Source organism: Limosilactobacillus agrestimuris, assembly GCF_943193105.1.
In the GTDB taxonomy this organism is placed as follows: Bacteria; Bacillota; Bacilli; order Lactobacillales; family Lactobacillaceae; genus Limosilactobacillus; species Limosilactobacillus agrestimuris.
In genome coordinates this window covers 25,144-51,512 of record NZ_CALPCW010000002.1, presented here as the reverse complement: position 1 = coordinate 51,512, position 26,369 = coordinate 25,144, and the positions used below count along the sequence as shown (strand labels likewise).

The window sequence follows — 26,369 nt, the reverse complement described above, 5'->3', positions numbered from 1 at the left end:
TGGGTAATGCCGCACGGCTGATGACCGTTATTCATCACGAGGGTGACATGTTATATGTCAAACTTGGGTGGTACCGCGGAACTAAGAGCCATTTCGTCCCAAAATATTTTGAGGATGGAATGGCTCTTTTTTTTAGGAGGATAACATGTTAGATATTAAGAAGATTCGTCAAGAACCTGATTTTTATAAGGAAAAGTTAGCTACTCGTGGCGTAAAACCCGAAGAAATTGATGAAGTGATTGCATTGGATAAGAAGCGTCGAGAATTACTTCAACAGACGGAAACTATGAAGGCGCAACGTAATGCAGCTTCCAAGAAGATTGGAGAAGCTAAGCGTAACGGTGAACCGGCTGATGCCGCTATTAAGGAAACGCGTGAACTCGGTGACAAGATTAAGGAATTGGATGCCGAAGTTGAGGCAAATGACGCAGATCTTCATAATAAGATGGCACATCTTCCGAACGTACCGCATGATGGGGTACCAGTTAGCTTAACTGAAGATGGTGCAGTTGAATTACGCAAAGTCGGCAAGATTCGTGACTTTGATTTTGCGCCTAAGCATCACTGGGATATTGGTGAACAACTCGGCATTTTGGACTTTGATCGAGCAGCTAAGGTTTCTGGTGCGCGTTTTGTCTACTACTTAGGTTTAGGTGCCCAACTCGAACGGGCCGTTTATAACTTCATGCTTGACGAACACATGAAGGAAGGATACACCGAAGTATTGCCACCATACATCGTTAATGCTGCGTCAATGTACGGTACTGGTCAATTCCCAAAGTTTAAAGAGGGTGTTTACCAAGTTAATGGAGAAGATATGACATTGATTCCAACGGCCGAAGTTCCATTGACCAACTATTATCGTGGCGAAGTAATTCCTGCCGAAGAACTTCCAGTTTATGTTACAGCATTGACGCCATCCTTCCGTTCAGAAGCCGGTGCCGCTGGTCGTGACACTCGTGGATTGATTCGGATGCACCAATTTAACAAGGTGGAAATGGTTAAGTACACGAAGCCAGAAGATTCATGGGATGAATTGGAAAAGATGACTGCCAATGCTGAAAACATCTTGAAGAAGATTGGTTTGCCATACCATGTCATCACTTTGACTACTAGTGACATGAGTTTCACTGCTTCTGAAACCCATGACCTTGAACTTTGGATGCCTGCTCAAAACAAGTATCGTGAAGTATCAAGTTGTTCAAACTGTTTGGATTTCCAAGCACGACGGATGCACACTCAATACCGTGACGAAAACGGCAAGTTGCAATACGTTCACACCTTAAACGGTTCTGGTCTTGCAGTTGGACGGACCGTTGCCGCAATTTTGGAAAACTACCAAAACGAAGACGGCTCCGTAACGATTCCAGAAGTCCTTGTTCCTTACATGCACGGGGTAACAAAGATTACCAAGGAAAATGCGGTACCTTTCCGGAATAAAGTAAATAAGTAATATTAGTTCGTTAGTCGACTAACCTTGCAAAAGTGAGGTTAGCCGACTTTTTTGTTGTCAAAATAAAAATGATGATTTGATGATAAGAAGAATAATGACCATAATGAGCGCTTAATTTAAATAATTAAATACATTGACTCACCTTCTTTTTAATCTGTTTAAACCGCTAACATCTTGGATAAATACGGAACTAACTTAATTCTATTCACTTATTAATTTGCTAATGATAAGGTATTGGCAACGTTAAAATTTGATTAGAAAAAAGGGAGTCGGTATAGATGCAAAGTAAGCATTGGAGAAAAATAATTACTGCCTGTATTACAGTTCTGGGAATTGTAATTGGATGGCAACTTCTGGAACCTAAGCAGGTCTCTGCCAATGAGCCTACTTACACCTTTGCGACGAATAACACCTTTGAACCTTTCGAAATCCAAGACAGTAAGGGTGGTTATTCTGGTAAGAATCCTGGGATTGAAATTGAAATTTTGAAGAAGATTGCTAAGCATGAACACTTCAAATACGAACTGAAGCCGATGACTTTTAACGGGGATTTACAAGCGCTTGAATCTGGTCAGGTCGATGCTGTGATGGCCGGAATGAGTGTGACTGATGAACGGAAAGCTAAGTATGACTTCTCAACGCCATACTATACTGATGGGGTTGTCATGGCGGTTGCTAAGGACAGTAACATCAAGTCAATGAAGCAGTTACGCGGGAAGACAGTTTCTGCTAAGTCAGGAACTAGTGCGGCATTGTACCTGAAGAAGAACCAAAAGAAGTATGGTTATAAGATCCGTTACTTTGATTCTTCCAATACCATGTGGAACGATGTAAAGAATGGTGGGACGGCTGCCACCTTTGATGATGGCCCAGTTTTGGAATATGGGATCAAGACTGGTGTGCCACTTAAGATTGTTACTAAGAAGCCAATTGATGCCCAACCGGTCGCTGTTGGTTTCCAAAAGGGCAAGAACCTTGCTTTACAAAAGAAAGTTAATGATGGGATTAAGTGGTTAAAGGATACCGGTCAACTGGATAAGATTATTGCAAAGTACACCAAGGGTAACGGTGCAACAAAGACTACCGCAGCCGATCACACAATTTTAGGGTTATTAAAGACAAACCGGGACGCATTGCTCCGTGGTTTATGGATGACGATTGAACTAACGGTTGTCGGGATTATCTTTGCGATGATCTTTGGGGTAATCCTTGGTGTCCTAGGAATTGTTGAAAATAAGTTTGCAAACGCAATCTCAAGTACCTTGATTTATATTTTCCGGGGAATCCCAATGATTGTTTTGGCCTTCTTTATTTACATGGGTGTTCCTAACGTCATTGGTCATAAGGTCCCGCTTTTCCTTGCTGGAATTTTAACTTTAACTCTCGATGAAGGAGCCTACATCGGTGCCATCGTTAAGGGGGGCTTTGAATCTGTAAGTCAGGGGCAATGGGAAGCAGCTCGTAGTTTAGGTCTTCCTTACAGTAAAGCCTTGATTAAGGTGATTGCTCCACAAGGATTTAAATTGATGGTTCCGTCACTAGTTAACCAATTCATCATCACCTTGAAGGATACTTCAATTCTTTCCGCAATTGGGGTGATGGAATTGACCCAGACCGGGACAGTGATCATTTCGCAAAACATGGAAGGGTTCAGGATGTGGACAATCATTGCGGTAATCTACATTATCATTATTACCCTGTTGACATGGTTATCGAACTACGTACAGAAGAGGATGGCTTAAGATGGATAAAAATTATAAAGTTCAAGTTAAGGACCTGCACAAGAGTTATGGCAATAACGAAGTGTTAAAGGGAATTAACCTCAATGTTAAACCAAGTGAAGTGGTCTGCATGATTGGGCCATCTGGTTCAGGAAAGAGTACCTTTTTACGGTGCATTAATAAGTTAGAAGAACCGAATAGTGGGCATGTCTACGTTGATGGTTATGATATTGCCGATCCAAAGGTGGATATTAATAGGGTTCGCCAAAACATTGGAATGGTTTTTCAACACTTTAACCTTTTTCCAAACATGAACGTTTTACAAAATATTACATTGGCTCCAGTAGAACTAGGGATGATGAGTAAGGAGGAGGCTGAAAAAGCGGCGATGCACTACCTTGAACTTGTCGGTCTCGAGGATAAGGCAGATGCTAACCCAACGAAGCTCTCTGGTGGGCAACAGCAGCGGGTGGCGATTGCCCGGGCACTAGCGATGAAGCCGGACGTGATGTTATTTGATGAACCAACAAGTGCCCTGGATCCGGAAATGGTTGGGGATGTACTGGAAGTTATGAAACGGTTGGCTCAGGAGGGGATGACGATGATTGTCGTTACCCACGAAATGGGCTTTGCTAAACAGGTTGCTGATCGGATCGTCTTCTTCCATGATGGCGATATCCGTGAGCAAGGAACACCGGACCAAATATTTGAACATCCGCAACATCCGGATACACAGAACTTCCTGCAAAAAGTGCTAAATGTTTAGTGTTACTTTGAAATAGTAAGTTGTTTCCCGGTGCGAAGGGGATGGCGAGACTTTCAAAAACCGAAAGATTGAATAAAAATTCAGAAAAAGGTTTGACATTAGCGCTAAAATCATTATAATTATGAGTAATCTTTAATGTTAGTAGACAGAGATCCCGATAGTAGCTGAAATTTGGGACTAGCATAATGGCATGTACGTTTGAAATGGGTGGTTCCTTTATCAACTGAGAGGTAGTTCATTAAGTTGGACTATAAAGATGGGTGGAACCGCGTTAAAAGGACGTCCCTGGTGTAATGACCAGGAACGCCCTTTCTTTTTTGAAAGCGATATATGCAAAAGATCTTTAATTTAAGGAGGCAGATTATGGACGAACAGCAACAACAAAAGCTCAAACGCTCGTTAAAGAGCCGACATGTAACGATGATTGCCATCGGGGGTGCGATCGGGACCGGACTTTTTCTTGGTTCGGGGAAAGCGATCCAGCAAGCCGGCCCAGCGATTATTCTTTCGTACCTAATCGTCGGTATCTTTTGCTTCTTTATGATGCGTGCGTTAGGGGAATTAATTCTTGCTGATACTTCTAAACACTCATTCATTGATTCTGTTAAGGAATACCTTGGTGGTCGGATGGAATTTGTGGCTGGCTGGATGTACTGGGCCTGCTGGCTGACGTTAGCAATGGCTGACTTGACTGCTACCGGGATTTACTTAAAGTACTGGTTCCCAAGCCTACCACAGTGGGTTGGACCACTGGTGATTGTGGTGCTCCTGATGCTGGTCAACATGGTTAACGTTGGACTATTCGGTGAACTGGAAAGTTGGTTTTCGATGATTAAGGTGATTGCGATCTTGGTATTGATCGCAGTCGGTGCGGTAATGCTCTTAATGCATAGCCATATTGAAAACCGAACTGTTGAGTTAAGTAACTTGATTAATCATGGTGGCTTCTTCCCAACCGGTCCCATGGGATTCTTAATGTCCTTCCAAATGGTTGTCTTTGCCTTTGTGGGGATTGAAATGGTTGGTTTGACTGCGGGTGAAACAAAGAACCCGCAAAAGGATATTCCGAAGGCAATCAATACCTTGCCAGTCCGGATTGGTTTGTTCTACATCGGTTCAATGATTGCGATGATGGTAATTTACCCATGGACCCAGATTAAAACAACTTCTAGTCCATTTGTTCAGGTATTTGCTGCAATTGGGATCCCTGGTGCTGCCGGGATTATCAACTTTGTGGTATTGACAGCGGCAATGTCCGCAACGAATAGTGCGATCTTTAGTACTAGTCGGTCACTCTATTCCCTTTCGCGGAGTGGAAACGCCCCAAAGCGGTTTGGTGAATTAAGTGCGAAGGCCGTTCCTAACAGGGCATTGACGTTCTCATCGGTTATCCTTTTTATTACCGTTATTTTGAACTACATTATGCCGGCCGGAATCTTCGATGTAATCGCCGGAATTTCCACGATTACCTTTATCTTCACGTGGATTATTATCTTATTTGCCCACATTAAGTACCGGCAAAAGAATCCAAAAGGGGTTAGCTACTTCAAGATGCCAGGATACCCAATCACTAGTTGGTTGACGATTATCTTCTTCTTAGCAGTTCTTGTTATCTTGCTCTTTATTGATTCTACCCGGATTCCACTAATCCTTTCCGTTATTATCTTCGCTGCTCTTGCGTGGGGATATGGATTGAAGAAGAATAGGGAATAAGCAAAAAATCTCAGGAATTTTTCCTGAGATTTTTTATGATCCTGAAAGGTGAAAAATGAATTTTTATTTAAGATTACTAAGACAAATAACGCGTAAATGTCCGGTTTGTGAAATCGCTTAGAAAGCTGATGTGGCGCGGTTAATTTGACCTTTCAAGTAGCCGATCATATACTAAAGGTGTGAAGGGATATTGAGTGATTTCCAATGAACATCTTCTCATAATAAACTACTTTGAAGTATGTTGATATTAATCTGTAATAAGTTAACAAAGATACACCCCACTCCACATGAAAACAATTTAGTTTCCTTGAAAAGCATGTTTTAAGCTAATTACTTAATTAGACCATGTCTACAGAGCCCTTACGATAATAATCTCAGTTTAGTTCTCCCATTGAAGAACTGCAGAATACAATCTAACGGATCTTGATACAAAATACATTACCCAATTATCCCTTCCGCGGAAGCACGGAGACTTGAAATAAGTCTCCGCCTTTTATTTTTAAAAAGTTTGGTGGCGCTTTCCGATATACTAATAAATGATTCAATATAATAATTAAAAACAAATTATAAAACGATTAGAAAAAGATTGATCTTTAGTGATGCCTTCCGTAAAATAACAATCAATCATTATGAATAAAAAATCATTTAAGGAGGCGTTAATGATGGAAAGTCGAGTTAATACGACCAGTGAAGCACAAGCGACTTATGCTAACTCATCACGAGTTAAAGAGGTGGCTTACCGAATTTTTGCGGCGGTGGCCAATGCTATTTTAGTTGTTCTTGGTGGCGGATTATTAGTACAAACCGTGGGTAACTTGACGGGAATTCACGTTCTGACATTAGTCGGAGCAGAAGCCCAGGTCCTCTTAGCGCCTACGATCGGGGTTGCAGTAGCGTCTCAGATGAATACTAATACCCTGGTTACCTTTGCCGCAATGATTTCTTCAACCGTGGGTGCTAATGCAGTTCACTTCACATCGACTACAGTTAATGGAGCAACTGCTACTGGGCAAGCAGCGGTATCTGCTGTTGGCTCCCCGGTCTTTACAACTGGACAACCAGTTTCTGCAGTCTTAGCGGCAGTAGTTGCGGTATTGGTTGGTAAGTATTTAACGGGGAAGACACCGTTAGACATGGTACTGGTACCATTTGGTGCATTAGCAGTTGGAATCGGCTTTGGCTTGATGGTAGCTGCAGTTGTTACTCCCGCTTTATTGGCAGTTTCAGCTTATATTACTAAAACAATGCAAGTTTCTCCAGTTCTTGGTTCGGTCGTAATTTCGGTTGTTTGGGCCTTGTTCCTGATGACACCAGCATCATCCGCGGCGTTAGCAGTTGCGTTAACACTTGATCCGGTTTCATCTGCGGCTGCTTTGATCGGAACAACGGCACAATTCGTGGCCTTTACTGCAATGTCTTGGCGACAAAATGATCTTGGTGCAAATATTGCCCAAGGCTTGGTCACACCCAAAGTGCAATTCCCTAACTTACTGATTAATCCCTACCTACTTGTACCATCGGTTGTTTCTGCGGCGGTCTGCGCGCCGCTTGCTACCGTGATCTTCGGTTTCCGCTCAACGTACACTCTTGGTGGCCTTGGCTTGAATTCACTAATCGCACCAATTGCGTACCTTTCACGAGGATGGGCACAGTTTGGTACCTATATGGCACTTGGTGTTGTTGCCCCAGCGGTTCTTTCAGTGATGGTTTACCTCTTTATGAAACGTGTCGGCTTGATCGGTGATCGGCAATTGCACCTTGAGCTTGTTTAAGCTAAAATTCTGCTTTTAATGAAATGCTCTATAAAAATGATCTCGTTTTAATGAGAGACCTAAAATAATGGTAGAATATACTGGAGTGTAGAAATCACCGGGAGGTTAATCGCTGTGAATAATAACGGTTCAGATAGTGGTAACAAGAACGTTAAGAAAAAGATTTCATTTGATATTAATAGTGCTAAGGCAGCGGGGGATGCCAGTACTGAAAGTTCTTCAGCAACTATGCCAGTCTTTTCAATTAAAAAGAAGCACGCTGATTCTGCAAAGACGGCTGAAAAATCAGGTGCTATTCGTCATGAACCAACAAGTGATCGACCAGTCTTTGAAATTCATGGCGATACTAAGTCGCAGGCATCTGCTCAATCTGAGGTACCAGTGTCAGATTCAACGAAGCCAAAAATTACGGTCCAAAGTATAATTCCGCCTACTTCTGAGAGTAATGCACCGGAATCGCAAGAAAGTGATGGGGAATCAGAAGTTGTTGGTGGAACTCCAAGCTTATCTGAAGAAAGTATCGAAGCTTCACTTGAGCCGTCAATTTCTGTTGCAACGGAAATGTCCGAGAGTTTGGATCCACAGGCGAATGCTGAGAGTGTGGAAGGTTCAGTAGACTACATGACGTCACTGAATATTGAGCTCGAGAAACTCCAACGAGAGCTAGATGCTAGTTCGATTTCTTTGACACCGGAAAGTGAATCTGCAACTGTAACTAATGAAGGGCAATCGTTGACTCGTGAAGCATACAGAGGTTCATTAGATGAAACAGTGAATGAACAATCCGAAACGAGTATTACGGAATCATTGGAACAATCACAACCAACTGCTCCACGACCACCGCGCCCACAAAAGGACGAAAAGGTTGAACCAATTTTTGCGGAACCCGAAAAGGATGAAACCGCGAAAAGGCAACCAAAAGTAGAGTGGAATGGCCCGCAGGTTCAGCGAGAGGAACAGCCTAAACCAAAAACTGAACCACATCGTTCTGTACATGCTCACACAGAGACGCGCCATTCTTCAAGGATAAGTAGTCGAGCCCACCGAAAACCGGAGAAACAATCCGGGGTCCTCGGAAAGAGCTTCCTAGCAATGCTTGGCTTGGGAAATAAGGATGAATAAATAAAAGCAGCAATGAAAAACTTTCGTTGCTGCTTTTTTGATTTAATTTAATCAGGATCCTTTAATGACTTACCACTCTTGGTGTTCTTAAAGTGGTTAAAGGCTAATTCGATCGTTTGGTATTCGTCATCAGTTAATATGATGTCCATTGCCTTAGCATTAGCAATTACTTGCTTTGCCTTCTTGGCACCAGGAATTACAACAGAAATTAATGGGTTCTTGAGGTACCAAGCGAGGATTGTTTGTGCAACAGTAGCGTGGTGGGCATCAGCAATTTCACGAACCCGATCAACGGCATCGAGGATTTTACCATACCGTGGTTCCTTGAAGTCAGCAATTTGACTCCGAATATCATCCTCTGTGAAACTAACATCCTTGACATACTTACCAGTTAATAATCCTGAAGCGAGTGGGAAATAAGGGACGAAGCTGATTTGGTTGTCATGAAGGTAATCTAACATTCCTTCTGTCAGGTGGTCCTGGTGAAGGAGACTAAATTCATCTTCAACAACATCGACATAACCATCCGCGTTAGCTTCTTTAATCTGTTCAAGGCTAAAGTTAGAAATCCCAATTGCCCGAATCTTTCCTTCTTCCCGGAGTTTTTGTAGGGCTCCAACTGCTTCAGCCTTCGGAGTATCGTGATCTGGGAAGTGGATATAGTAAATATCAATGTAATCAGTGCCCAACCGTTCCAAACTCTTGTTAACTTGGTCAGTTAAGAATTTTGGATTGTTATTAATGACTTCTTCTCCAGTGGAAAAATCATGGGCTCCTTTAGTGGCAATCACGATCTTATAACGATCGTAGTCTTTAATTGCTTGACCGACCAACTCTTCTGAATGACCCAGACCGTAAACATAGGCTGTATCAAGAAGGCTGATTCCGTTATCAAGAGCGGCCTTAACTAATTTAATTCCATCTTCGTCTTTGAGACCTGGGAAGAGGTTGTAACCACCAACCGCGTTTGTCCCTAGTCCGAGTGGGTTTACGACAACATCTGACCGACCAATTTTAACAGATTCTACCATTATATAAGCCCCTTTCGGTTTGCTTGAAAGCGAATACATACAACTGTAATTATTATATCGTGAAATGGTAGGAATGGCGACTCGGTAGGAAGTTGATTGCATCAATTTAATAAAAATTATAGAATGATGATCCTTGGCAGGGGCGAGGGACTAGCAGTGATTGGCTAGTCTCTTTCTTTAGTTTAAAGGAAAAGAGCTAGACAACGTAGCCGAAATGAGTTCGCCCTAACTTTCCTCGAGCTAACGACCTCCACCTCCGACGATAAACTCGTCGTTCAGTGGAGAAATCGTTAGCTACCGGAAAGTTTTAACGGGCTTACTCTCTCCTTTAAAACCTCTTGAAAAACGTTGAGGATTAAGTTACAGTAGTAAAAGACGTGAAACAAAATTGTTTCACGAAAGGAGAAGCTAAAATGAATCCAGAACAATTTCGGCAAGCGCTGGCGGATCACGAAATAAACCTTAGTGATTCACAAATGAAGCAGTTTGCTGATTATTACGACTTGTTAGTCGCAACCAACGAGCATGTTAACTTAACACGAATTACTGAAAAAAATGAAGTTTACCTTAAGCACTTCTTTGATTCCATTAGCGGGGCTTTTGCGGAACCAAAGTTGATGACTGACGAATTAACACTTTGCGATATTGGTGCCGGGGCAGGTTTTCCATCAATTCCTTTGAAGATTGCCTTTCCCAAATTAAAGATCACAATTGTTGATTCCCTAAATAAGCGGATTACTTTTTTACAAGAGCTAGTTGTTAAGCTAGGATTGACGGACGTTACCCTTGTTCATGACCGGGCGGAAACGTTTAGTGATAAGAAGAGTGACCATCGTGAACAATATGATGCTGTGACGGCGCGGGCTGTGGCACGATTATCGGTTCTCAGTGAGTTATGTTTGCCAGCAGTAAAGGTTGGCGGCGAATTTATTTCTTACAAAGCTAGTGCTGCCACTGAAGAAATTCAACAGGGTGGCGCTGCAATTAAGAAACTTGGCGGAAAAATCCGGAAAACGGTAAAACTTGAATTGCCAGGAACTGATGAGGAGCGAAATATTATTGTGATCGATAAGGTTGCGTCAACACCAAAGAAGTTCCCGCGGCGTCCAGGGTTACCAAACAAGAAACCAATTCAATAAAAGTGAGGGAGAGAAAATGGCTTTTTCATTATTCGGTATCGGTAAAGATCATTCTGGCGATACAAAGAATAAGGTTGTTGAAATAAAGGTTGATCAAATCATTCCCAACCGTTATCAGCCACGGAAGGTGTTTGATCAAGATGGTATCCGTGAACTAGCACAAACGATTGATGAACACGGCTTATTGCAACCAATCGTTGTCCGTGAATATGAGTCAGCAAAGTACGAAATTATTGCTGGTGAGCGTCGTTGCCGGGCTGTGAAATTATTGAACTGGGAAACGGTTCCGGCAATTATTGAGAAGATGAGCGATAAGGAAACTGCATCCTTAGCTTTGATTGAAAACCTTCAACGTTCCCAATTGAGTTCGATTGAAGAAGCCCAAGCTTATCGTCAATTAATGGACTTAAACCACTTGACCCAATCTGCCCTGGCGAAGGGAATGGGGAAGAGCCAATCATTTGTTGCAAATAAGTTGCGGTTACTAAAATTAATTAAACCAGTTCAAACTGCAATTCTTGATCACCGGATTTCAGAACGGCATGGTCGGGCAATGTTAGACTTGGACGAAAAACAACAACGCGAAATGTTAATGCGGGTTGTTAATGAACGGTTAACCGTTCGTCAAACTGAAGACGAGGTTGCTAAAGCTCTTGGACGTCCACTACCATCTGAATTAGCTAAGCAACGGGCTGAAAAGAAGCGTCAAGAACTTGCCGAACTTGAAGGATTACCGACTGAAAAACCGGAAATTGAGGAAGGCAAAGAGCAGGTAGAAAACTCAAATCAAGAGAAACCCAAGAAAAAAGCAAAGACGAGTAAACGGCGGAAAAAGGCAAGTGCAAGCAAGCCATCAACTAAGGTCAGTGATGCTCGCTTAGCTTTGAACACCATTAAGAAGTCAATCAAACTGGCTACTGATAACGGATTTACCATTACGACTCATGAAAAGGATAATGATGATACCTACCAATTAGTCATTGAAATTCCGAAGAAGCAGTAGGAGGGAGAAAAATGGGTTATGTTATTGCGTTAGCTAACCAAAAAGGTGGCGTTGGTAAGACCACGACAAGTGTGAACTTAGGAGCCTGTCTAGCGGATGCTGGTAAAAAAGTTCTCTTGATTGACTTGGACCCTCAGGGAAACGCAACAAGTGGTTTGGGAGTCGACAAAAAAGACATCGAAGAAAGCGTCTATGATGTTTTAATCAATGATGTTGACTTGAAAGATGTAATTATGAAGTCAAGTCATGAGGGCTTAGATATTGTTCCAACGACAATTGCTCTTTCTGGTGCAGAAGTTGAATTAACAAACTTAATGGCCCGGGAGACCCGGTTAAAGGATGCCTTTGGGGATGTTCGGGATGAATACGATTATATCCTGATTGACTGTCCCCCTTCGCTTGGCCTACTGACGATTAATGCCTTCACTGCTTGTGACTCAATCTTGATTCCAGTTCAGAGTGAATACTATGCCCTTGAAGGGTTAAGTCAGTTGTTGAATACCATTAAGCTGGTTCGGAAGCACTTCAACTCTGAACTGAAGATTGAAGGAGTCTTATTGACAATGTACGATAAGCGGACAAACTTGGGTCAACAAGTTAATGCGGAAGTGAAAAAGTACTTTGGTGATCAGGTTTATGAAACGATTATTCCACGCAACGTTCGTCTATCTGAAGCACCAAGTCATGGACAAGCAATTGTTGATTACGATAAGCGATCAACGGGGGCGAAAGTTTACCAACAATTAGCAAAGGAAGTGTTAGCACGCCATGGCGAAAAATAAGCAAAGCGGATTAGGACGTGGAATTGAAGCGCTCTTTGAAGAGAATGATTTAAACGAGATTAATGATAATGAAACCGTTCAAGATGTTAAGTTATCATTAATCCGGCCGAACCCATATCAACCACGGCGGACGTTTGACCAAAAAGCACTCCGGGAACTGGCCTCATCAATTCAGGAGTCAGGAGTGTTCCAACCGATTATCCTTCGCCAGCCGGATCCGAAGCTAAAGCGTTATGAACTGATCGCTGGTGAACGGCGGTTCCGAGCATCAAAACTAGCCAATCAAGCAACCATTCCAGCGATTATCCGGCAAATGAGCGACGAAAAGATGATGGAAGTCGCTGTCTTGGAAAACCTTCAGCGGGAAGATTTGACCCCGTTAGAAGAGGCCCAAGCATACCAAACACTAATGGATAAGCTTTCATTAACTCAGGCACAGGTTGCTGAGCGGCTTGGAAAGAGCCGGCCATACATCGCTAACTATTTACGGTTGTTAGGTTTGCCAAATGAAATTAAGGAATTAGTTTCTGCCGGGAAGCTTTCAATGGGGCAGGCACGGACATTATTAGGTTTGAAAGATCGTAAGCAATTAGTTAAACTTGCTAAGCAGGCGGTCAAAAAGAACATGACTGTCCGTCAACTTGAAGAATTAGTTGCGCAGATGAACGGAACTGCTGAAAAGAAGCGGACTAAGCGTCGCCAACGTAAGCCGGCTTATGTTCGTGATGCTGAGTCACAATTACAGAGTAAGTTTGGGACGAAGGTTGCGGTTGCGCCGAGTCGGAAGAAGAACGCGGGTAAAATTGAAATTCCGTATAGTTCTGCCGACGACTTTAACCGAATTTTAGAAATTTTGAATATTTCATTAGATTAAGGAGGATAATCACTGATGGCAGCATATGATAAGGGCGATATTGTAATGATGAAGAAGCAACATCCGTGTGGTACCAATCGGTGGTTAATCACACGTGTCGGTGCGGACATTAAGATCCAATGTACCGGTTGTGGTCACATCGTAATGATGACGCGGCAAAAGTTTGATAAGGGCTTTAAGAAGGTCCTCGAAAAAGCTACAGATTCTGAAGATTAATTACTAAAAATATTAAATTAAAAAGGAAAGTGAACAACTTATGTCATTAACTGCAGGGATTGTTGGGTTACCAAACGTTGGTAAGTCAACCTTATTTAACGCGATTACTAAAGCTGGGGCTGAAATGGCCAACTACCCATTCGCAACGATTGATCCGAATGTGGGGATGGTTGAAGTTCCTGACAGTCGTCTTCAACGAATTGATGAAATCATTCCAGCAAAGAAAATTGTCCCAACAACATTTGAATTTACTGATATTGCCGGAATCGTAAAGGGTGCCAGCAAGGGTGAAGGACTTGGAAACAAGTTCTTGGAAAACATTCGCCAAACTGATGCGATTGTTCACGTTGTGCGGGCCTTTGATGATAATGACATCACAAGTGTTACCGGGAAAGTTGATCCAATTGAAGATATTGACACCATTAACCTGGAATTAGTAATGGCCGACTTGGATGCTGTTAACAAGCGCCTAGCTAAGGTTCAACGTGCTGCTAAGGGTCACGATAAGGATGCGTTGGCTGAATTAGACGTTTTGAACAAGATTAAGCCAGTTCTGGAAGATGGTAAGAGTGTTCGGTCAATTGACTTTAACGATGACGAAAAGAAGATTGTTAAGGGGCTCTTCTTGCTTACCAGTAAGCCAGTTCTTTATGTTGCCAACATCTCTGAAGATGATATGGCTGATCCTGATGCTAACAAGTACATGGACCAAATTAAGGAACATGTTAAGGATGATGGTGAAGTAATCGGTGTTGCTGCAGCTGCCGAAGAACAAATCGCCGAAATGGATGAAGTAGATAAGGCTGACTTCCTTGAAATGGAAGGGGTTAAGGAACCAGGATTAAACCGTTTGATCCGTGCTGCTTACAAGCTCTTGGGTCTTGAAACCTTCTTTACTGCTGGTGGTCCTGAAACTCGTGCCTGGACATTTAAGAAGGGCACTAAGGCACCACAAGCAGCCGGAATTATTCACTCTGACTTTGAACGTGGTTTCATTCGTGCCGAAGTAATGAGCTTTGATGATCTTGACAAGTTAGGTTCCGAAGCTGCCGTTAAGGAAGCCGGTAAGCTCCGCCTTGAAGGTAAAGATTACGTCATGCAAGACGGCGACATTGTAGAATTTAGGTTTAATGTTTAATTAGAGTGCGAGCCAGCAGAGGACTTGCGGTTGGCGAACGATGGTTTCTGGCGAAGGCGTAACTTGTTTACGTCTAGCCAGAAATGCGTTAGCTCTAGCAAGTCCCTGGCGAGCAGATCTTGACTATGTTGCATTAGGAAATGATAAAGCGCAGTAGATGAGTGGTTTCTGTCGCCAACAAGTTGGTAGCCAGAAGCCTACTCATCCTTGCGTGGGTTCACAGAGGAAATTGATGAATCAATTTCTGGCTCACTCCAACGTTTCGACTGTGTTGCATTAATACTGCCTAATACCACATCACCACAATAAGAGAGGAGTTTCATCGTGAGCGAAAATCAACCACGAAATGCTCAAGCTGGTCAGCGACAAAAGGAGCATTTAAAAGAAGACCGGCGTGAAGCAGGAAATGAAATTAGTAAGCATAATTTAACGAGGAAAAATGAAGAATTCGTTTTCCAATTAAATAAGCAACTTGAACGTCAAGGAGTTGCTAAGGAAAAGCGTCCTGAAATTATTAAGGATACGATTACTCAACTTAAAGAAGGACAAAAGACTGGTAAAACTGCTAAAGCATTATTCGGGACACCAACTGAATATGTTAAGAATTTAAGGGATCCAAAGAAGAATAAGCAAGCTAACCACATGACAAAGCAATCAATTAAGTTACTTTCGATTGATAATATGCTGATCTTCTTTAGTATCTTTACCTTTATGTTTGGTATTATGTTCTGGATTTCTCCAGCCGCAATGAAGATGGCGCATTATGGGAGTAGTGGTCTCTTGGCAATTATCCTGGTTGCTGTTTCTGGTGGATTGCTGTTTGGCTATGTTGCTTCACAATTGCAGCCGGTCAAGAAAAACGGTAAGTGGGTTCAAGCTAAGCCACTCTGGTTCCGGATCTTAACCGTTGCCTTCGGGTTAGTGGTTTGGTTAGCTGTTTATATGGCATCTAGTTTACTGCCAAATGCCATCAACCCTCGTTTAAATGCTTGGGCATACATTATCCTTGGGGTAATTGCCTTTGTCGGTGATCTTGTCTTTCGACGGAAATACCACATTACTGGTTCATTTTATGGCAATCGGCGTAAGTAATTTGAAAGCTCGCGATTTAATCGCGAGCTTTTTTGTTTAGGGAGAAGCCGGATATTTTAAATAAAACAAATGATAACATTAAATAATCACCGAACTTTTTACAAAAAATCCGTTTATTTAGTGGTTAATGTTCGATAATGTTCCTAAATTGCGAAAAAAAGTCACTGAATTTAGGAATATTTTAAATATTTTATTGATTTTTCGAATGATAACTAGTAAAGTATACCTAATCTAAATTCGAAAAGGAGTGTCTAGTCACATGTCAAATTGGGATACTAAGTTTGTCAAGAAGGGTTTAACGTTCGATGATGTCCTTCTGATTCCTGCAGAAAGTCACGTTTTACCAAATGAGGTTGACCTTAGTACAAAGTTAGCAGATAACATTAAGTTAAATATTCCGATTATTAGTGCCGGAATGGATACTGTTACTGAAGGAGCAATGGCAATTGCGATGGCATTACAGGGTGGACTTGGGGTTGTTCATAAGAACATGTCTATCCAAGCTCAAGCAGGGGAAGTTGCTAACGTTAAGAGCGTGGTTGTTCCTGCAAGTGCAACTAAGGCTGCGGTCGATGACCAACACCGTTTACTTTGTGCCGCTGCTGTAGGTGTGACTAGTGATACATTTGAACGGGCCCAAGCATTATTGGACGCTGGTGCAGATGCAATCGTAATTGACACTGCCCACGGTCATTCTGCTGGTGTTTTACGGAAGATTAAGGAAATCCGCGATCACTTCCCAGATGTAACCTTAATTGCTGGAAACGTTGCTACAGCATCAGCTACAAAGGCTCTTTACGATGCTGGGGTTGATGTTGTTAAGGTTGGTATTGGGCCTGGTTCCATTTGTACTACTCGGGTTGTTGCTGGTGTCGGTGTTCCCCAAATTACTGCCATTTATGATGCCGCTCAAGTAGCCCGCGAATATGGTAAGCCAATCATTGCTGATGGGGGAATTAAGTACTCCGGTGATGTTGTTAAGGCTCTTGCAGCTGGTGGAAATGCCGTTATGCTTGGTGGAATGTTATCTGGTACTACTGAAGCACCTGGTGATGTTTACGAAGATAACGGAAAGAAGTACAAGGCTTACCGTGGAATGGGTTCTGTTGGTGCAATGGCTCAAGCTCATGGTTCTTCAGACCGTTATTTCCAAGGTGGCGTTAACGAAGCTAACAAGTTGGTTCCAGAAGGAATTGAAGCTCGTGTCCCATACAAGGGTGACGTTGCAGATGTCCTCTTCCAAATTGATGGTGGTCTTCGTTCAGGAATGGGCTATGTTGGTGCTCCTGATATCCCAACCATGATTGAAAATGCCCAATTTGTTCAAATTACCAACGCTGGTCTTCGTGAATCTCACCCACACGATGTTCAAATTACCAAGGCAGCTCCAAATTATAAGTAAAGTATGACATTGCTAGCTGGAAAGTGTAATGGAATATTTTCTCAGCTTAAATAATCGTTTAAACCAAAAAGAAGTGGTTAGTGCTTTTGTACTAACTACTTCTTTTTATTGGATTGGACTTTAGTGAAAAGGTGAGTCCTGGTATCCTTGACCTAAACCTGTGATACCAGAAAATACTGCTAAACAGATCATAATAATTCCTGCTATCAGTAAGAGGATAAAGCCAACTTTTTGATATCCTTTCAACACGTACCAGTAATTTTTTTTGGGGGGGTAATGAATAGTAAGATAAACCCAATAATTGCAACAATATCAAGTAGTAATTTCATTTGAAATTCCTCTCCTTTACTACTAGGTAGTTCTTATTATGCACAATTCTGAAACCGATTTCAACATTGCAATTTACGGATAATATATGCTTATGTATAAAGATCGTGTTAGAATCAATTTATAATTTAAAAAATTAATAATTAAGTTGGGGAGAAAAGTATGGATAGTCAATCAGATAATGAATTTCCGTTAACTCGTGCTGAGTATCAACGGCAAATCCATAATGGCAATAACCGAGGTAATGGTAATGGACCGCGGCGTCACTGGGGTAAAAAAGCTTTTTGGATCCTTATCCTTGTGCTCCTAGTTATCGCCATAATTTTTGGTAGCCTTGCCTGGTTTAATGCAAAACAGACGAGTGACCAGATGTTTACTTCATCAGGAGCAAATAAGGAGCGGAATGCCCAAAAGGTTCTTGCTCAAAAACGGCCGGTTTCGATCCTCTTATTAGGGACTGATACTGGTGATCTTGGGCGAACTTATAAGGGCCGGACGGATACGATCATGGTAATGACAATCAATCCACAGACCAAGAAAACCACTTTAATGAGTATTCCGCGAGATATGAAGGTAAACTTGCCGGATTACGCTGAAGAATCACCAGCAAAGATTAATGCAGCGTATGCGTATGGTGGTACTAAGGAAACGATCAACACTGTCCAGAAGTATTTCAATATCCCAATTGATTTTTATGCCTTAGTAAATATGGCGGGGATGAAACAAGCAATTAACCAAGTGGGCGGAGTAACAGTTACTTCACCGCTGACCTTTACCTATGAAGGGTATTCATTTACCAAGGGCGTTCCTGAACACATGAACGGGACAAAGGCATTGAAATTCTGCCGAATGCGGTACGATGATCCACAAGGGGATTATGGACGTCAACAACGGCAAAAGATGGTAATTATGGCGCTATTAAAGAAGTCCGCATCTTATAAGACGGTTCTTAACCAAAAATTCTTGAAGACAATTTCAAAGAATGCCCAAACTGATCTAACTTTTAACGATATGATGACCCTTGCAAAGTCTTACCGAAAAGCAACGAAAAATATTCAGCAGGGCCACGTTCAAGGGACCGATGATGATTCTGATGGTCAATCCTTCCAAGATGTTTCCTATAATGAACGTCAACGGGTATCAAATATATTGCGAAAGAATCTTGGCCTTGATTCCGGAGAATAGATTTTAATAATTAATGATGAAGAGGCTGGAAAAACGGTTTGTTTTTCAGCCTTTATTTATTATTAATAGCTTTCGAACTTATAGAGTCTAACGCAGCGGGGCAAGCCTATTTGGCTACGAACGATGAATGATGATTCCATTATCATTCATTGTTCTAGGTTAGCCAACCAGGCTCTCGAGAAGGCTAATTTCCAGCTTCTCATTATAAGTTTCTTTAAACTATTCTGGGAAATAGCACCGTTAAAATCGGGAAACGCTTATAATAGTAAGTTAGTAAGAAAAATTTCAAGGGGTGGATAAAATGAAGATATTGGTAGTCGATGACGATAAAGAAATCGTTCAATTGTTAGAAATTTATATTCGCAACGAAGGCTACGAGCCAATTACTGCATATGACGGTAAAGAAGCCTTGACAAAGTTGAATACTAACCCTGATATTGGGTTAATAATTCTTGATTTAATGATGCCCGAAATGGATGGAATGCAAGTAATCAAGCAGGTACGGAAGGATTCGGATATTCCAATCCTGGTTCTTTCTGCGAAGACTGCAGATATGGATAAGATCCAAGGGTTAATTAGTGGGGCCGATGATTACGTTACGAAGCCATTTAACCCACTTGAAGTGATGGCACGGGTGAAGTCACTTTTGCGGCGGAGTCAGGGTGAAGTAACGAATGATACTCCAGATATTTTAAATGTTGGTCCGCTGACAATTAATAAGGACTCCCACGAAGTAAAGACGATTAAGGGTGATACTATCCAATTGACCGCCCTAGAATTTGGGATCCTTTATCTCCTAGCCAGTCACCCTAACCGTGTGTTTTCTGCGGATGACATTTTTGAACGGGTATGGCAACAGGAAAGTGTCGTTTCCGCAAAGACGGTAATGGTTCACGTTAGTCACCTCCGGGATAAGATTGAAGAAGCAACTAATGGTGAGAAGGTTATCCAAACCGTTTGGGGTGTTGGTTACAAGGTTGAGAACCACTAGAACTTGTGAGGTCACGGAGGAGACACATTGAAGTTAACGGGACGGGAGAAAAGTTCATTAATTCTGGAAGGGGTTATTACGGTAATCCTACTGATTTTATTGAATATGGCGATTATCATAATTACTCAAGATATTATTCAGAGTAATCCAGGAATTAATAACGGAATCTTTATGATTAAGCAATCAATGCGGATTGGCCCAATGCAGACCCAAATCTGGAGCTACCAGCGGATTTTGATTGCAATTTTGATTGTAATTGATGTCTGGGTGGTTTGGTGGCGATTGCGCCGGCGGTATCATTTATACCAGATGAACCATATTATTCGGGAATTACATTATATTGCTCAAGGACACCTCGACCACCGAATTCCTTTTCGGTTAAAGGGAAGCGAACAACACGTGATCACTAGTGTTAATGCCTTAGTTGATAGCGCTGTTCAGTCGATGGACGACGAACGGAAGATTGAAAAGTCTAAGGACGAGCTCATTACAAATGTTAGTCATGATCTGCGAACGCCATTAACGAGTATTATTGGGTATTTGGGATTGATTGAGGACAAGCAATACCGAAGTGAAGAGGATATTCTTAAGTACACCCATATTGCTTACGAGAAAGCCAAGCAAATGAAGAACCTGGTCGAGGATCTCTTTGAATACACCAAGGTTCAACAGCACGGGAGCCCGGTTAATATTATGAAGATCGATCTTAACCAGCTCCTAGAACAACTAACAGCGAGTTTTGAGCTAGAAGCCCAACATAAGGGGATTGAGATCACATCATCTGTTGAACCTAATCCCCTGATGATCGAAGCTGATCCCGAGAAACTTGGTCGAGTATTTAGTAACCTGGTCGCAAATGCCTTGAAATATGGTAATGGTGCTAGCTACATTAGGATCGCTGCTCGTCAAGAAAGGGATCGGGTTGTGGTGAAAGTTAGTAACGATGGGACACCGATTCCGGCTAAGTCAATTGATCACCTGTTTGAGCGATTCTATCGTGCTGAGGGTTCACGCTCTCGGGCAACGGGTGGTACAGGATTAGGCTTGGCAATCGTGAAAAGTATTGTTGACCTTCACCATGGGGATGTTCGAGCAACGTCAAATGCTGATGAAACAAGCTTTATCGTTACTCTGCCACTAAAGCAGGAACAACCTGAAAAAAAGAATTAATAGCAAAAACATCAGGACTTATGAATTGAATCCTGATGTTTTTATATTCAGTTGATTTTGAATGTGTTAAACTGAAGAATGGTTATATTGGCTCACTATAGAGTTAATTAGCACATTTTATTGGAGGAAATTCTGTGGCTAAAGCGCAACAAATTAATCCCGAAAAAGCACGTTGGCTAGAAGTTTTAGGCATTGCAATGCCACTTTGTTTGAGTTATATCCCGATTGGATTGGCTTGTGGTATTTTATTGCATGCTGCGGGTTTTAACTTTATTATGACGTTAATCGTCTCGATCGTTGTTTTTTCTGGTGGTGCCCAGTTTATTCTGGCGTCCCTGTTAACGATTCACGCGCCGCTAACTTCGATCTTCGTAACCCTGTTCTTTCTAGAATTGCGGTATGCTTTACTCGGATCAAGTCTTTCAAAATATATCAAATCCGAATCGCAGCACTTCATTTGGTTGTTTGCTGTGTCAATGAATGACGAGAACTATGCCGTTAACTATTTAAAATTTGCAACTGATAAGAAATGGAAACCTAAGGATGCATTGCTAGTTGAACATTACTCATTGATTTCTTGGTCGGTTTCTAACATGGTTGGAGGACTAATTGGAAGTGCAATTTCAATTAATCTTGAAGTCGTTGATTTTGCTTTGACTGCGCTCTTTATTTACATGATTGTTATGCAGATGCGTAGTCACCTCACGCTTATTATTTGCTTACTTTCAGCGGTTCTAGCCGTCTTCTTCATGGTAATCACGCACAGCATTATTGGTGTTGTGATTGCTACGTTAATCGCTTCGTTTATTGGGTTCTTGATTGAAAATACGGTACGGAAGTATTCAAAGAAGCCAAGCGAGAATTGGTTTCTTTCAAAGCTTTTCCGTCCACGGGCAACCCGAATTACGGTTGAGGATCAGGAAGCAGAAGAGCAACACCTTCTTGAAGAAAAAGCAGAAGAAGCAAAGAAACGGTCGACTGATTCACAGTCACCTGAATCAAGTCAGCATGATTAATGGGAGACTAGTAGTATGGAGTTTATAGTATCTCAAATCGGTAGTAACCAAATTCTTTACCACATCGTTGTGGTTATTTTTGCGGCATTTGCGGCATTTATTCCACGGTACTTTCCAATTCACTTCTTCTCCTCGCGGAGGATTCCCGAATGGTTTAATGAGTGGATGAAATATGTGCCAATTAGCCTATTTACAGCTTTAGTAATAAAAAACATCTTTATCACCACTAAGGGTTATCATTTTGTTCCCTATGATCACCCAGACCAAATTATCGCTGCAGTGATTGTAATGGTAATTGCCTACTTTACCCGTTCAATGTCAATTTCAGTTATTGGAGGCTTGATCGGTGTTTGGCTCTTAAATATGGTGCTTTAAAATAGTAAAGAGGACTGACGATATTATCGTCAGTCCTCTTTACTATTTTTACATTGCTAACAGTTCGTGTTGGTTACTCCATTTCATCGGATCTTCCCGCCATTCTTGAAGTGACTTCAGGTGGTCGTTACTAATAAGGCCGTTTACCTTTGCAAGATTTACCAAGGTACTGTAGTTCGTTACCGAGTAGTATTGGAGACCGTTAGCCATGAAGTTTTGTTCAGCGGCTTGGAGCTGGTAAGTAAAGATGGAAACTACCCCAATGACCTCTGCACCTTCGTTTTCGATCGCGTGAACAGCATTCAAAACGCTACCGCCAGTTGAAATTAGGTCATCAATAACGACAACTTTTTCTCCTGGTTGAAGAATTCCTTCTACTTGTTTTCCTTCGCCATGATCCTTTGGCTTAGTCCGAACATAAACCATTGGAAGTCCCATTTGTTGGGCAACACCAGTGGCATGAGGAATCCCAGCCGTTGCTGTTCCAGCGATTACATCGACGTCACCAAAATGCAGCTTGATTTGTTCTTCCATCCCGTTAACGATTGCCTGGCGGACATCGGGGAAGGAGATTGTAAGACGGTTATCGGTATAAATTGGTGACTTCATCCCACTAGCCCAGGTAAATGGCTTTTCTGGGCTAAGGGTAACTGCATTAATGTCTAATAAGGCTTGAGCAACACGTTGTGAATATGTCATTAGTATTTCCTCCTAGGTGAATCAAAAACTATTCAAAAATACCTAGTTGAAATAATTGACGCCGGGTCCCCTGTTGCCCATTACATAAAAAGAAAACCTTTCTAGTAATGGACTAGAAAGGTAGATCGATACTTATTGCGTTCAATTAAATCCTTCCTAGCCTCTCTGGACTAAGTTAAAGGTATTTCGTTGCTCATAATGATAGACGACTAACTATGGAATGTCAAGACTGAAATTAATTTTTAACTTCTCCTTGGTGGTGATGTTTGAGAGAAATTGATTTTTTCTTGATTTGTTTAACACCGAGAATATCCAAGAGAAAGGTGAAAATTGGGACCCCAACAATTAATCCCCACGTGCCAAAGAAATGTTCCGCAACTAGTAACACGATAAAGGTGTAGAAGATTGGTAACTCGGTCTTACTGGACATAAACTTGGGGTTTAAGACATATGCTTCTAAAGCGTGAATTACACAAATCATAATGATGATGTAGATAACATCCCGAATTCCGCCAACGGAATAAGCAACCATTGAAAGGGGAATTAATGAAATAATTACCCCGGCGACTGGTACTAAACTAAAAATGAAGACCATTAAAGCGAGGGCGAAGATTTGGGGCATGTGCATGAACAAAAGACAGATCGTTGTAATTACTGTGTTGCAGAGGGCAATGAAGAATTGGGCCTCCAAGACCACCCCAAAAGTATTCACAAATTTCTTGCCGAAGTAATCAATGTCACTGAAAAACCAGCCGAAGTCGCTATCAAGAAATGTTCGGGTAAATTCATTCATCTGGTTTAGTTCAAGACTATAGAAGAAACTAAGGATAAATGACATTAAGAAGGTAACCGTCATTGAGCCGATACTAGTTAGAGTGCTTACGGCGATGGTAACTCCATGCTTTGCTTGCGACATGATTGTTTTCCAACTGACATAGTGATTAACGTAGTGCATGATTTCAGTTCCTTGACGTGAACTATAAAATTTGACCACGGAATTAACCATTTTAATAACCTGGTTAACTAAAACCGGGAGGTAGCGGGTGACGCCAATATAAATTGCCGCAATTAAAACAATATACGTAACGATTACGGTAAGGGTTGTCGATAACTTAGGGATATGGTGTTGGACCCACCGAACCCAGCTAACGACGATAAATGTTAGGATAAACGTAAAAAGAATTAAGTTCATCAGCGATCGAAGAAGCCATAGTACGAAAATGATTAGGGCTAGAACCACGAAGCGACGTAACTTAACGTTGGCAATGAAACGGTGCCAAGCATCAGTCATTATATTTCCTCCTCTGCTTTATGCTGTAGTTACCCCCATCTTAGCAAATAATCAATGGCCTGAACATTATTATCACTGTATTTTGCCTGGGAGTGTTATAATGATCACATACTTTTTTGAAAGAGGGATTCGTAGAAATGTTAGAAAAGACGTTCTATAAGTCACTGTTAAGCCACTCATTCAACATTCCGGTTAAGGTTGTTTACTGGGATGGCAAGAGTGCAGTTTATGGTGAAGGTGAACCAGAAGTAACAATTACCTTCAAGGAAAAGATTCCTATTCGTGATGTTACAAAGAACGCCTCCATTGCCCTTGGGGAAGCATATATGGACGGCAAGATTGAAATTGACGGTAGTATTCAAAAGCTAATTACTGCAGCCTATGAAAGTGCTGGTAGTTTCATGCGCAGTTCCAAGTTCCGAAAGTTCTTACCAAAGCAAGGGCATTCTGAAAAGGAAAGTGAAAGTGACGTTCAAAGTCACTATGATGTTGGAAACGACTTTTACAAGTTGTGGCTTGATGATACTTTGACCTATTCCTGTGCTTACTTTGATCACGGTAATCGTGATGATTTGACTAAGGCCCAGATCGATAAGGTCCACCATATTTTGAAGAAGCTTGATCCAAAGCCAGGTAAGACCTTATTAGATATTGGTTGTGGTTGGGGAACATTAATGCTCACTGCAGCTAAGGAATATGGCTTACGGGTCACCGGGGTAACCTTGAGTGAAGAGCAATTCAACCTTGTCCAAAAGCGGATTAAGGATGAAGGGTTAGAAAACGTTGCGGAAGTTCTTCTTGTTGACTATCGTGAACTTGGAGACCGCAAGTGGGACTACATTACTTCAGTAGGGATGTTCGAACACGTTGGTAAGGAAAACCTTGGTCTTTACTTTAAGGATGTTTACAAGTACCTTGCTAGTGATGGTGTTGCCTTGATTCACGGGATTACCCGTCAACAGGGTGGAGCCTTCAACGGTTGGATCAATAAGTACATCTTCCCAGGTGGTTATATTCCGGGACTTGGTGAAATGGTTGGTCATATCGTTGAAAACAACATGCAAATTTCAGATATGGAAATGCTTCGTCGTCATTACCAACGGACTTTGGAAATCTGGGACATGAACTTCAATGCCCACCGTTCCCAAATTGAAGATATGATGGGCGATCGTTTCACCCGGATGTGGGATCTTTACCTTCAAGCCTGTGCCGCTTCATTTGAATCCGGTAATATTGATGTTATTCAATACCTTATTACCAAAGGCCCATCCGGCACCAACCTCCCTATGACAAGGGATTATGTGTATGAAAAATAGAGTGTGAGCAGGCAAAGAAGGCCTGTAAGACAACAAATTTCTCCCGACTGGATGCTAAAAGCATCTGGGAGGGAGTTTGTTGTCTATAGGGGCTTCCTTGCGAACACGTTTAGACTCGGTTGCAGTACCTGAGCAAACAAAAAATCAGGAAATTGCAGATTTCCTGATTTTTTATTCCCCCTTGATAAACGAACATTATCAAAAATAATAATCAATTAAGTTCGTAAAAATATTGTAATCATGAAGATGTTTTGTTATCCTTAAAGCAGTTTTTAAGGAGGTTGACCTATGAGTGTGATCAGTGTTGTGATGGGTAGTAAGTCTGATTGGCCAACAGTTAAGACTGGCTGTGAGATTCTTGAACAATTTGGTGTCGATTATGATAGGAACGTCATTTCTGCTCACCGAATGCCAAGCGAAATGTTCGCGTTTGCGCAAAATGCGGTCAAAAATGGAACTAAGGTAATCATTGCTTGTGCAGGAGGAGCAGCTCATTTACCAGGGATGATTGCTGCTAATACACCTCTACCAGTGATTGGAATTCCTGGGCAAACCAAATCATTAGGTGGGATGGATTCGCTTTTATCAATTGTTCAAATGCCTGCTGGAATTCCGGTAGCTACTCAGGCGATTGGTGTTGCCGGGGCAAAGAATGCTGCCTTATTGGCTCTCCAGATTCTCGGAATTAGCGATCCCAAAATTCAGCAACAGGTTCTTGATTACCGGAAGAAAATGCATGATCAATCAGTAGAAAGCGGTGCTAACCTTGACTAAT

The 26,369-nt window shown here is 41.8% G+C and carries 24 protein-coding genes; 21 read left to right on the top strand and 3 right to left on the bottom strand.

Annotation, left to right across the window (positions count from 1 at the left end):
• Positions 1 to 145: 145 nt before the first annotated feature.
• The 6 genes from serS (at position 146) to NFR46_RS01920 (ending at position 8,547) form a co-directional block, all read left to right on the top strand.
• Entirely contained in the window at positions 146 to 1,453 is a 1,308-nt protein-coding gene (gene serS / locus NFR46_RS01945; RefSeq protein ID WP_251574255.1) for a serine--tRNA ligase, read from the top strand.
• A gap of 278 nt (positions 1,454 to 1,731) precedes the next feature.
• Complete coding sequence (locus NFR46_RS01940; RefSeq protein ID WP_251574252.1) at positions 1,732 to 3,195, top strand: ABC transporter substrate-binding protein/permease; 1,464 nt, start codon at positions 1,732 to 1,734, stop codon at positions 3,193 to 3,195.
• Between the two features lies 1 nt (position 3,196).
• Complete coding sequence (locus NFR46_RS01935; RefSeq protein ID WP_251574250.1) at positions 3,197 to 3,940, top strand: amino acid ABC transporter ATP-binding protein; 744 nt, start codon at positions 3,197 to 3,199, stop codon at positions 3,938 to 3,940.
• A gap of 363 nt (positions 3,941 to 4,303) precedes the next feature.
• Positions 4,304 to 5,653, top strand: a complete 1,350-nt coding sequence (locus tag NFR46_RS01930) for an amino acid permease (protein ID WP_251574248.1) — start codon at positions 4,304 to 4,306, stop codon at positions 5,651 to 5,653.
• Positions 5,654 to 6,312: 659 nt separating this feature from the next.
• On the top strand, positions 6,313 to 7,425 hold the full coding sequence (locus tag NFR46_RS01925) for a PTS sugar transporter subunit IIC (RefSeq protein ID WP_251574246.1): 1,113 nt from the start codon (positions 6,313 to 6,315) through the stop codon (positions 7,423 to 7,425).
• Between the two features lie 114 nt (positions 7,426 to 7,539).
• On the top strand, positions 7,540 to 8,547 hold the full coding sequence (locus NFR46_RS01920) for a hypothetical protein (protein ID WP_251574244.1): 1,008 nt from the start codon (positions 7,540 to 7,542) through the stop codon (positions 8,545 to 8,547).
• A 47-nt stretch (positions 8,548 to 8,594) separates the two neighbouring features.
• Here the strand turns inward: NFR46_RS01920 and NFR46_RS01915 are convergent, their stop codons facing one another.
• Entirely contained in the window at positions 8,595 to 9,578 is a 984-nt protein-coding gene (locus NFR46_RS01915) for an aldo/keto reductase (RefSeq protein WP_251574243.1), read from the bottom strand.
• Between the two features lie 413 nt (positions 9,579 to 9,991).
• Between NFR46_RS01915 and rsmG the strand changes: the two genes are divergently transcribed.
• The 13 genes from rsmG (at position 9,992) to NFR46_RS01850 (ending at position 22,288) form a co-directional block, all read left to right on the top strand.
• Complete coding sequence (gene rsmG / locus NFR46_RS01910; RefSeq protein WP_251574241.1) at positions 9,992 to 10,717, top strand: 16S rRNA (guanine(527)-N(7))-methyltransferase RsmG; 726 nt, start codon at positions 9,992 to 9,994, stop codon at positions 10,715 to 10,717.
• Positions 10,718 to 10,733: 16 nt separating this feature from the next.
• Positions 10,734 to 11,720: a nucleoid occlusion protein gene (locus NFR46_RS01905; protein ID WP_251574240.1), complete on the top strand. Its 987-nt coding sequence runs from the start codon at positions 10,734 to 10,736 to the stop codon at positions 11,718 to 11,720.
• Between the two features lie 11 nt (positions 11,721 to 11,731).
• Positions 11,732 to 12,502 carry a ParA family protein gene (locus NFR46_RS01900; protein ID WP_251574239.1) on the top strand — a complete coding sequence of 257 codons (771 nt, stop codon included), beginning with the start codon at positions 11,732 to 11,734 and terminating at the stop codon, positions 12,500 to 12,502.
• Positions 12,489 to 13,376 (top strand): ParB/RepB/Spo0J family partition protein, encoded by an 888-nt coding sequence (locus tag NFR46_RS01895; protein ID WP_251574238.1) that lies wholly within the window; start codon positions 12,489 to 12,491, stop codon positions 13,374 to 13,376. Before NFR46_RS01900 ends, NFR46_RS01895 begins: the two co-directional genes overlap by 14 nt.
• Before the next feature lie 15 nt (positions 13,377 to 13,391).
• Positions 13,392 to 13,592: a DUF951 domain-containing protein gene (locus tag NFR46_RS01890; protein ID WP_251574237.1), complete on the top strand. Its 201-nt coding sequence runs from the start codon at positions 13,392 to 13,394 to the stop codon at positions 13,590 to 13,592.
• Positions 13,593 to 13,632: 40 nt separating this feature from the next.
• Positions 13,633 to 14,730 (top strand): redox-regulated ATPase YchF, encoded by a 1,098-nt coding sequence (ychF, locus tag NFR46_RS01885; protein WP_251574236.1) that lies wholly within the window; start codon positions 13,633 to 13,635, stop codon positions 14,728 to 14,730.
• A 324-nt stretch (positions 14,731 to 15,054) separates the two neighbouring features.
• Positions 15,055 to 15,822 carry a DUF1129 domain-containing protein gene (locus NFR46_RS01880; protein WP_251574235.1) on the top strand — a complete coding sequence of 256 codons (768 nt, stop codon included), beginning with the start codon at positions 15,055 to 15,057 and terminating at the stop codon, positions 15,820 to 15,822.
• 259 nt (positions 15,823 to 16,081) lie between these two features.
• Positions 16,082 to 17,224 carry an IMP dehydrogenase gene (gene guaB, locus NFR46_RS01875; protein WP_191684828.1) on the top strand — a complete coding sequence of 381 codons (1,143 nt, stop codon included), beginning with the start codon at positions 16,082 to 16,084 and terminating at the stop codon, positions 17,222 to 17,224.
• A 489-nt stretch (positions 17,225 to 17,713) separates the two neighbouring features.
• The gene (locus tag NFR46_RS01870) at positions 17,714 to 18,736 is read left to right on the top strand and encodes an LCP family protein (protein WP_251574233.1); all 1,023 of its coding nucleotides are present in this window, start codon (positions 17,714 to 17,716) and stop codon (positions 18,734 to 18,736) included.
• 301 nt (positions 18,737 to 19,037) lie between these two features.
• Positions 19,038 to 19,727: a response regulator transcription factor CroR gene (gene croR / locus NFR46_RS01865; RefSeq protein WP_191684830.1), complete on the top strand. Its 690-nt coding sequence runs from the start codon at positions 19,038 to 19,040 to the stop codon at positions 19,725 to 19,727.
• A 27-nt stretch (positions 19,728 to 19,754) separates the two neighbouring features.
• Complete coding sequence (locus tag NFR46_RS01860; protein WP_251574232.1) at positions 19,755 to 20,897, top strand: sensor histidine kinase; 1,143 nt, start codon at positions 19,755 to 19,757, stop codon at positions 20,895 to 20,897.
• Positions 20,898 to 21,031: 134 nt separating this feature from the next.
• A complete protein-coding gene (locus NFR46_RS01855) occupies positions 21,032 to 21,913 on the top strand; it encodes an AzlC family ABC transporter permease (RefSeq protein WP_251574230.1) in 882 nt (293 codons plus the stop codon).
• A gap of 15 nt (positions 21,914 to 21,928) precedes the next feature.
• Complete coding sequence (locus NFR46_RS01850; RefSeq protein ID WP_251574228.1) at positions 21,929 to 22,288, top strand: AzlD domain-containing protein; 360 nt, start codon at positions 21,929 to 21,931, stop codon at positions 22,286 to 22,288.
• Positions 22,289 to 22,336: 48 nt separating this feature from the next.
• Here NFR46_RS01850 and pyrE read toward each other — a convergent pair whose 3' ends face one another.
• Positions 22,337 to 22,987 (bottom strand): orotate phosphoribosyltransferase, encoded by a 651-nt coding sequence (gene pyrE, locus NFR46_RS01845; RefSeq protein WP_251574226.1) that lies wholly within the window; start codon positions 22,985 to 22,987, stop codon positions 22,337 to 22,339.
• A gap of 235 nt (positions 22,988 to 23,222) precedes the next feature.
• The gene (locus NFR46_RS01840; protein ID WP_251574225.1) at positions 23,223 to 24,278 is read right to left on the bottom strand and encodes an AI-2E family transporter; all 1,056 of its coding nucleotides are present in this window, start codon (positions 24,276 to 24,278) and stop codon (positions 23,223 to 23,225) included.
• Positions 24,279 to 24,415: 137 nt separating this feature from the next.
• Here NFR46_RS01840 and NFR46_RS01835 point away from each other — a divergent pair, with 137 nt between their 5' ends.
• Together NFR46_RS01835 and purE are read left to right on the top strand one after the other, a co-directional pair.
• Entirely contained in the window at positions 24,416 to 25,594 is a 1,179-nt protein-coding gene (locus tag NFR46_RS01835) for an SAM-dependent methyltransferase (protein WP_251574223.1), read from the top strand.
• Positions 25,595 to 25,882: 288 nt separating this feature from the next.
• Positions 25,883 to 26,368, top strand: coding sequence for a 5-(carboxyamino)imidazole ribonucleotide mutase (gene purE / locus NFR46_RS01830; RefSeq protein ID WP_251574221.1), 486 nt, complete (start codon positions 25,883 to 25,885; stop codon positions 26,366 to 26,368).
• The last annotated feature ends 1 nt before the right edge of the window (position 26,369 follow it).

What these genes read in the sequence shown, in the direction of transcription:
- NFR46_RS01840 (WP_251574225.1), bottom strand. Translation starts at nt 24,278, where the DNA reads ATGACTGATGCTTGGCACCGTTTCATTGCCAACGTTAAGTTACGTCGC.
- NFR46_RS01870 (WP_251574233.1), top strand. Translation starts at nt 17,714, where the DNA reads ATGGATAGTCAATCAGATAATGAATTTCCGTTAACTCGTGCTGAGTAT.
- guaB (WP_191684828.1), top strand. Translation starts at nt 16,082, where the DNA reads ATGTCAAATTGGGATACTAAGTTTGTCAAGAAGGGTTTAACGTTCGAT.
- serS (WP_251574255.1), top strand. Translation starts at nt 146, where the DNA reads ATGTTAGATATTAAGAAGATTCGTCAAGAACCTGATTTTTATAAGGAA.
- pyrE (WP_251574226.1), bottom strand. Translation starts at nt 22,987, where the DNA reads ATGACATATTCACAACGTGTTGCTCAAGCCTTATTAGACATTAATGCA.
- NFR46_RS01900 (WP_251574239.1), top strand. Translation starts at nt 11,732, where the DNA reads ATGGGTTATGTTATTGCGTTAGCTAACCAAAAAGGTGGCGTTGGTAAG.
- NFR46_RS01935 (WP_251574250.1), top strand. Translation starts at nt 3,197, where the DNA reads ATGGATAAAAATTATAAAGTTCAAGTTAAGGACCTGCACAAGAGTTAT.
- NFR46_RS01890 (WP_251574237.1), top strand. Translation starts at nt 13,392, where the DNA reads ATGGCAGCATATGATAAGGGCGATATTGTAATGATGAAGAAGCAACAT.
- ychF (WP_251574236.1), top strand. Translation starts at nt 13,633, where the DNA reads ATGTCATTAACTGCAGGGATTGTTGGGTTACCAAACGTTGGTAAGTCA.
- purE (WP_251574221.1), top strand. Translation starts at nt 25,883, where the DNA reads ATGAGTGTGATCAGTGTTGTGATGGGTAGTAAGTCTGATTGGCCAACA.
- NFR46_RS01835 (WP_251574223.1), top strand. Translation starts at nt 24,416, where the DNA reads ATGTTAGAAAAGACGTTCTATAAGTCACTGTTAAGCCACTCATTCAAC.
- NFR46_RS01895 (WP_251574238.1), top strand. Translation starts at nt 12,489, where the DNA reads ATGGCGAAAAATAAGCAAAGCGGATTAGGACGTGGAATTGAAGCGCTC.
- NFR46_RS01925 (WP_251574246.1), top strand. Translation starts at nt 6,313, where the DNA reads ATGATGGAAAGTCGAGTTAATACGACCAGTGAAGCACAAGCGACTTAT.
- NFR46_RS01850 (WP_251574228.1), top strand. Translation starts at nt 21,929, where the DNA reads ATGGAGTTTATAGTATCTCAAATCGGTAGTAACCAAATTCTTTACCAC.
- NFR46_RS01930 (WP_251574248.1), top strand. Translation starts at nt 4,304, where the DNA reads ATGGACGAACAGCAACAACAAAAGCTCAAACGCTCGTTAAAGAGCCGA.
- NFR46_RS01915 (WP_251574243.1), bottom strand. Translation starts at nt 9,578, where the DNA reads ATGGTAGAATCTGTTAAAATTGGTCGGTCAGATGTTGTCGTAAACCCA.
- NFR46_RS01940 (WP_251574252.1), top strand. Translation starts at nt 1,732, where the DNA reads ATGCAAAGTAAGCATTGGAGAAAAATAATTACTGCCTGTATTACAGTT.
- croR (WP_191684830.1), top strand. Translation starts at nt 19,038, where the DNA reads ATGAAGATATTGGTAGTCGATGACGATAAAGAAATCGTTCAATTGTTA.
- NFR46_RS01905 (WP_251574240.1), top strand. Translation starts at nt 10,734, where the DNA reads ATGGCTTTTTCATTATTCGGTATCGGTAAAGATCATTCTGGCGATACA.
- rsmG (WP_251574241.1), top strand. Translation starts at nt 9,992, where the DNA reads ATGAATCCAGAACAATTTCGGCAAGCGCTGGCGGATCACGAAATAAAC.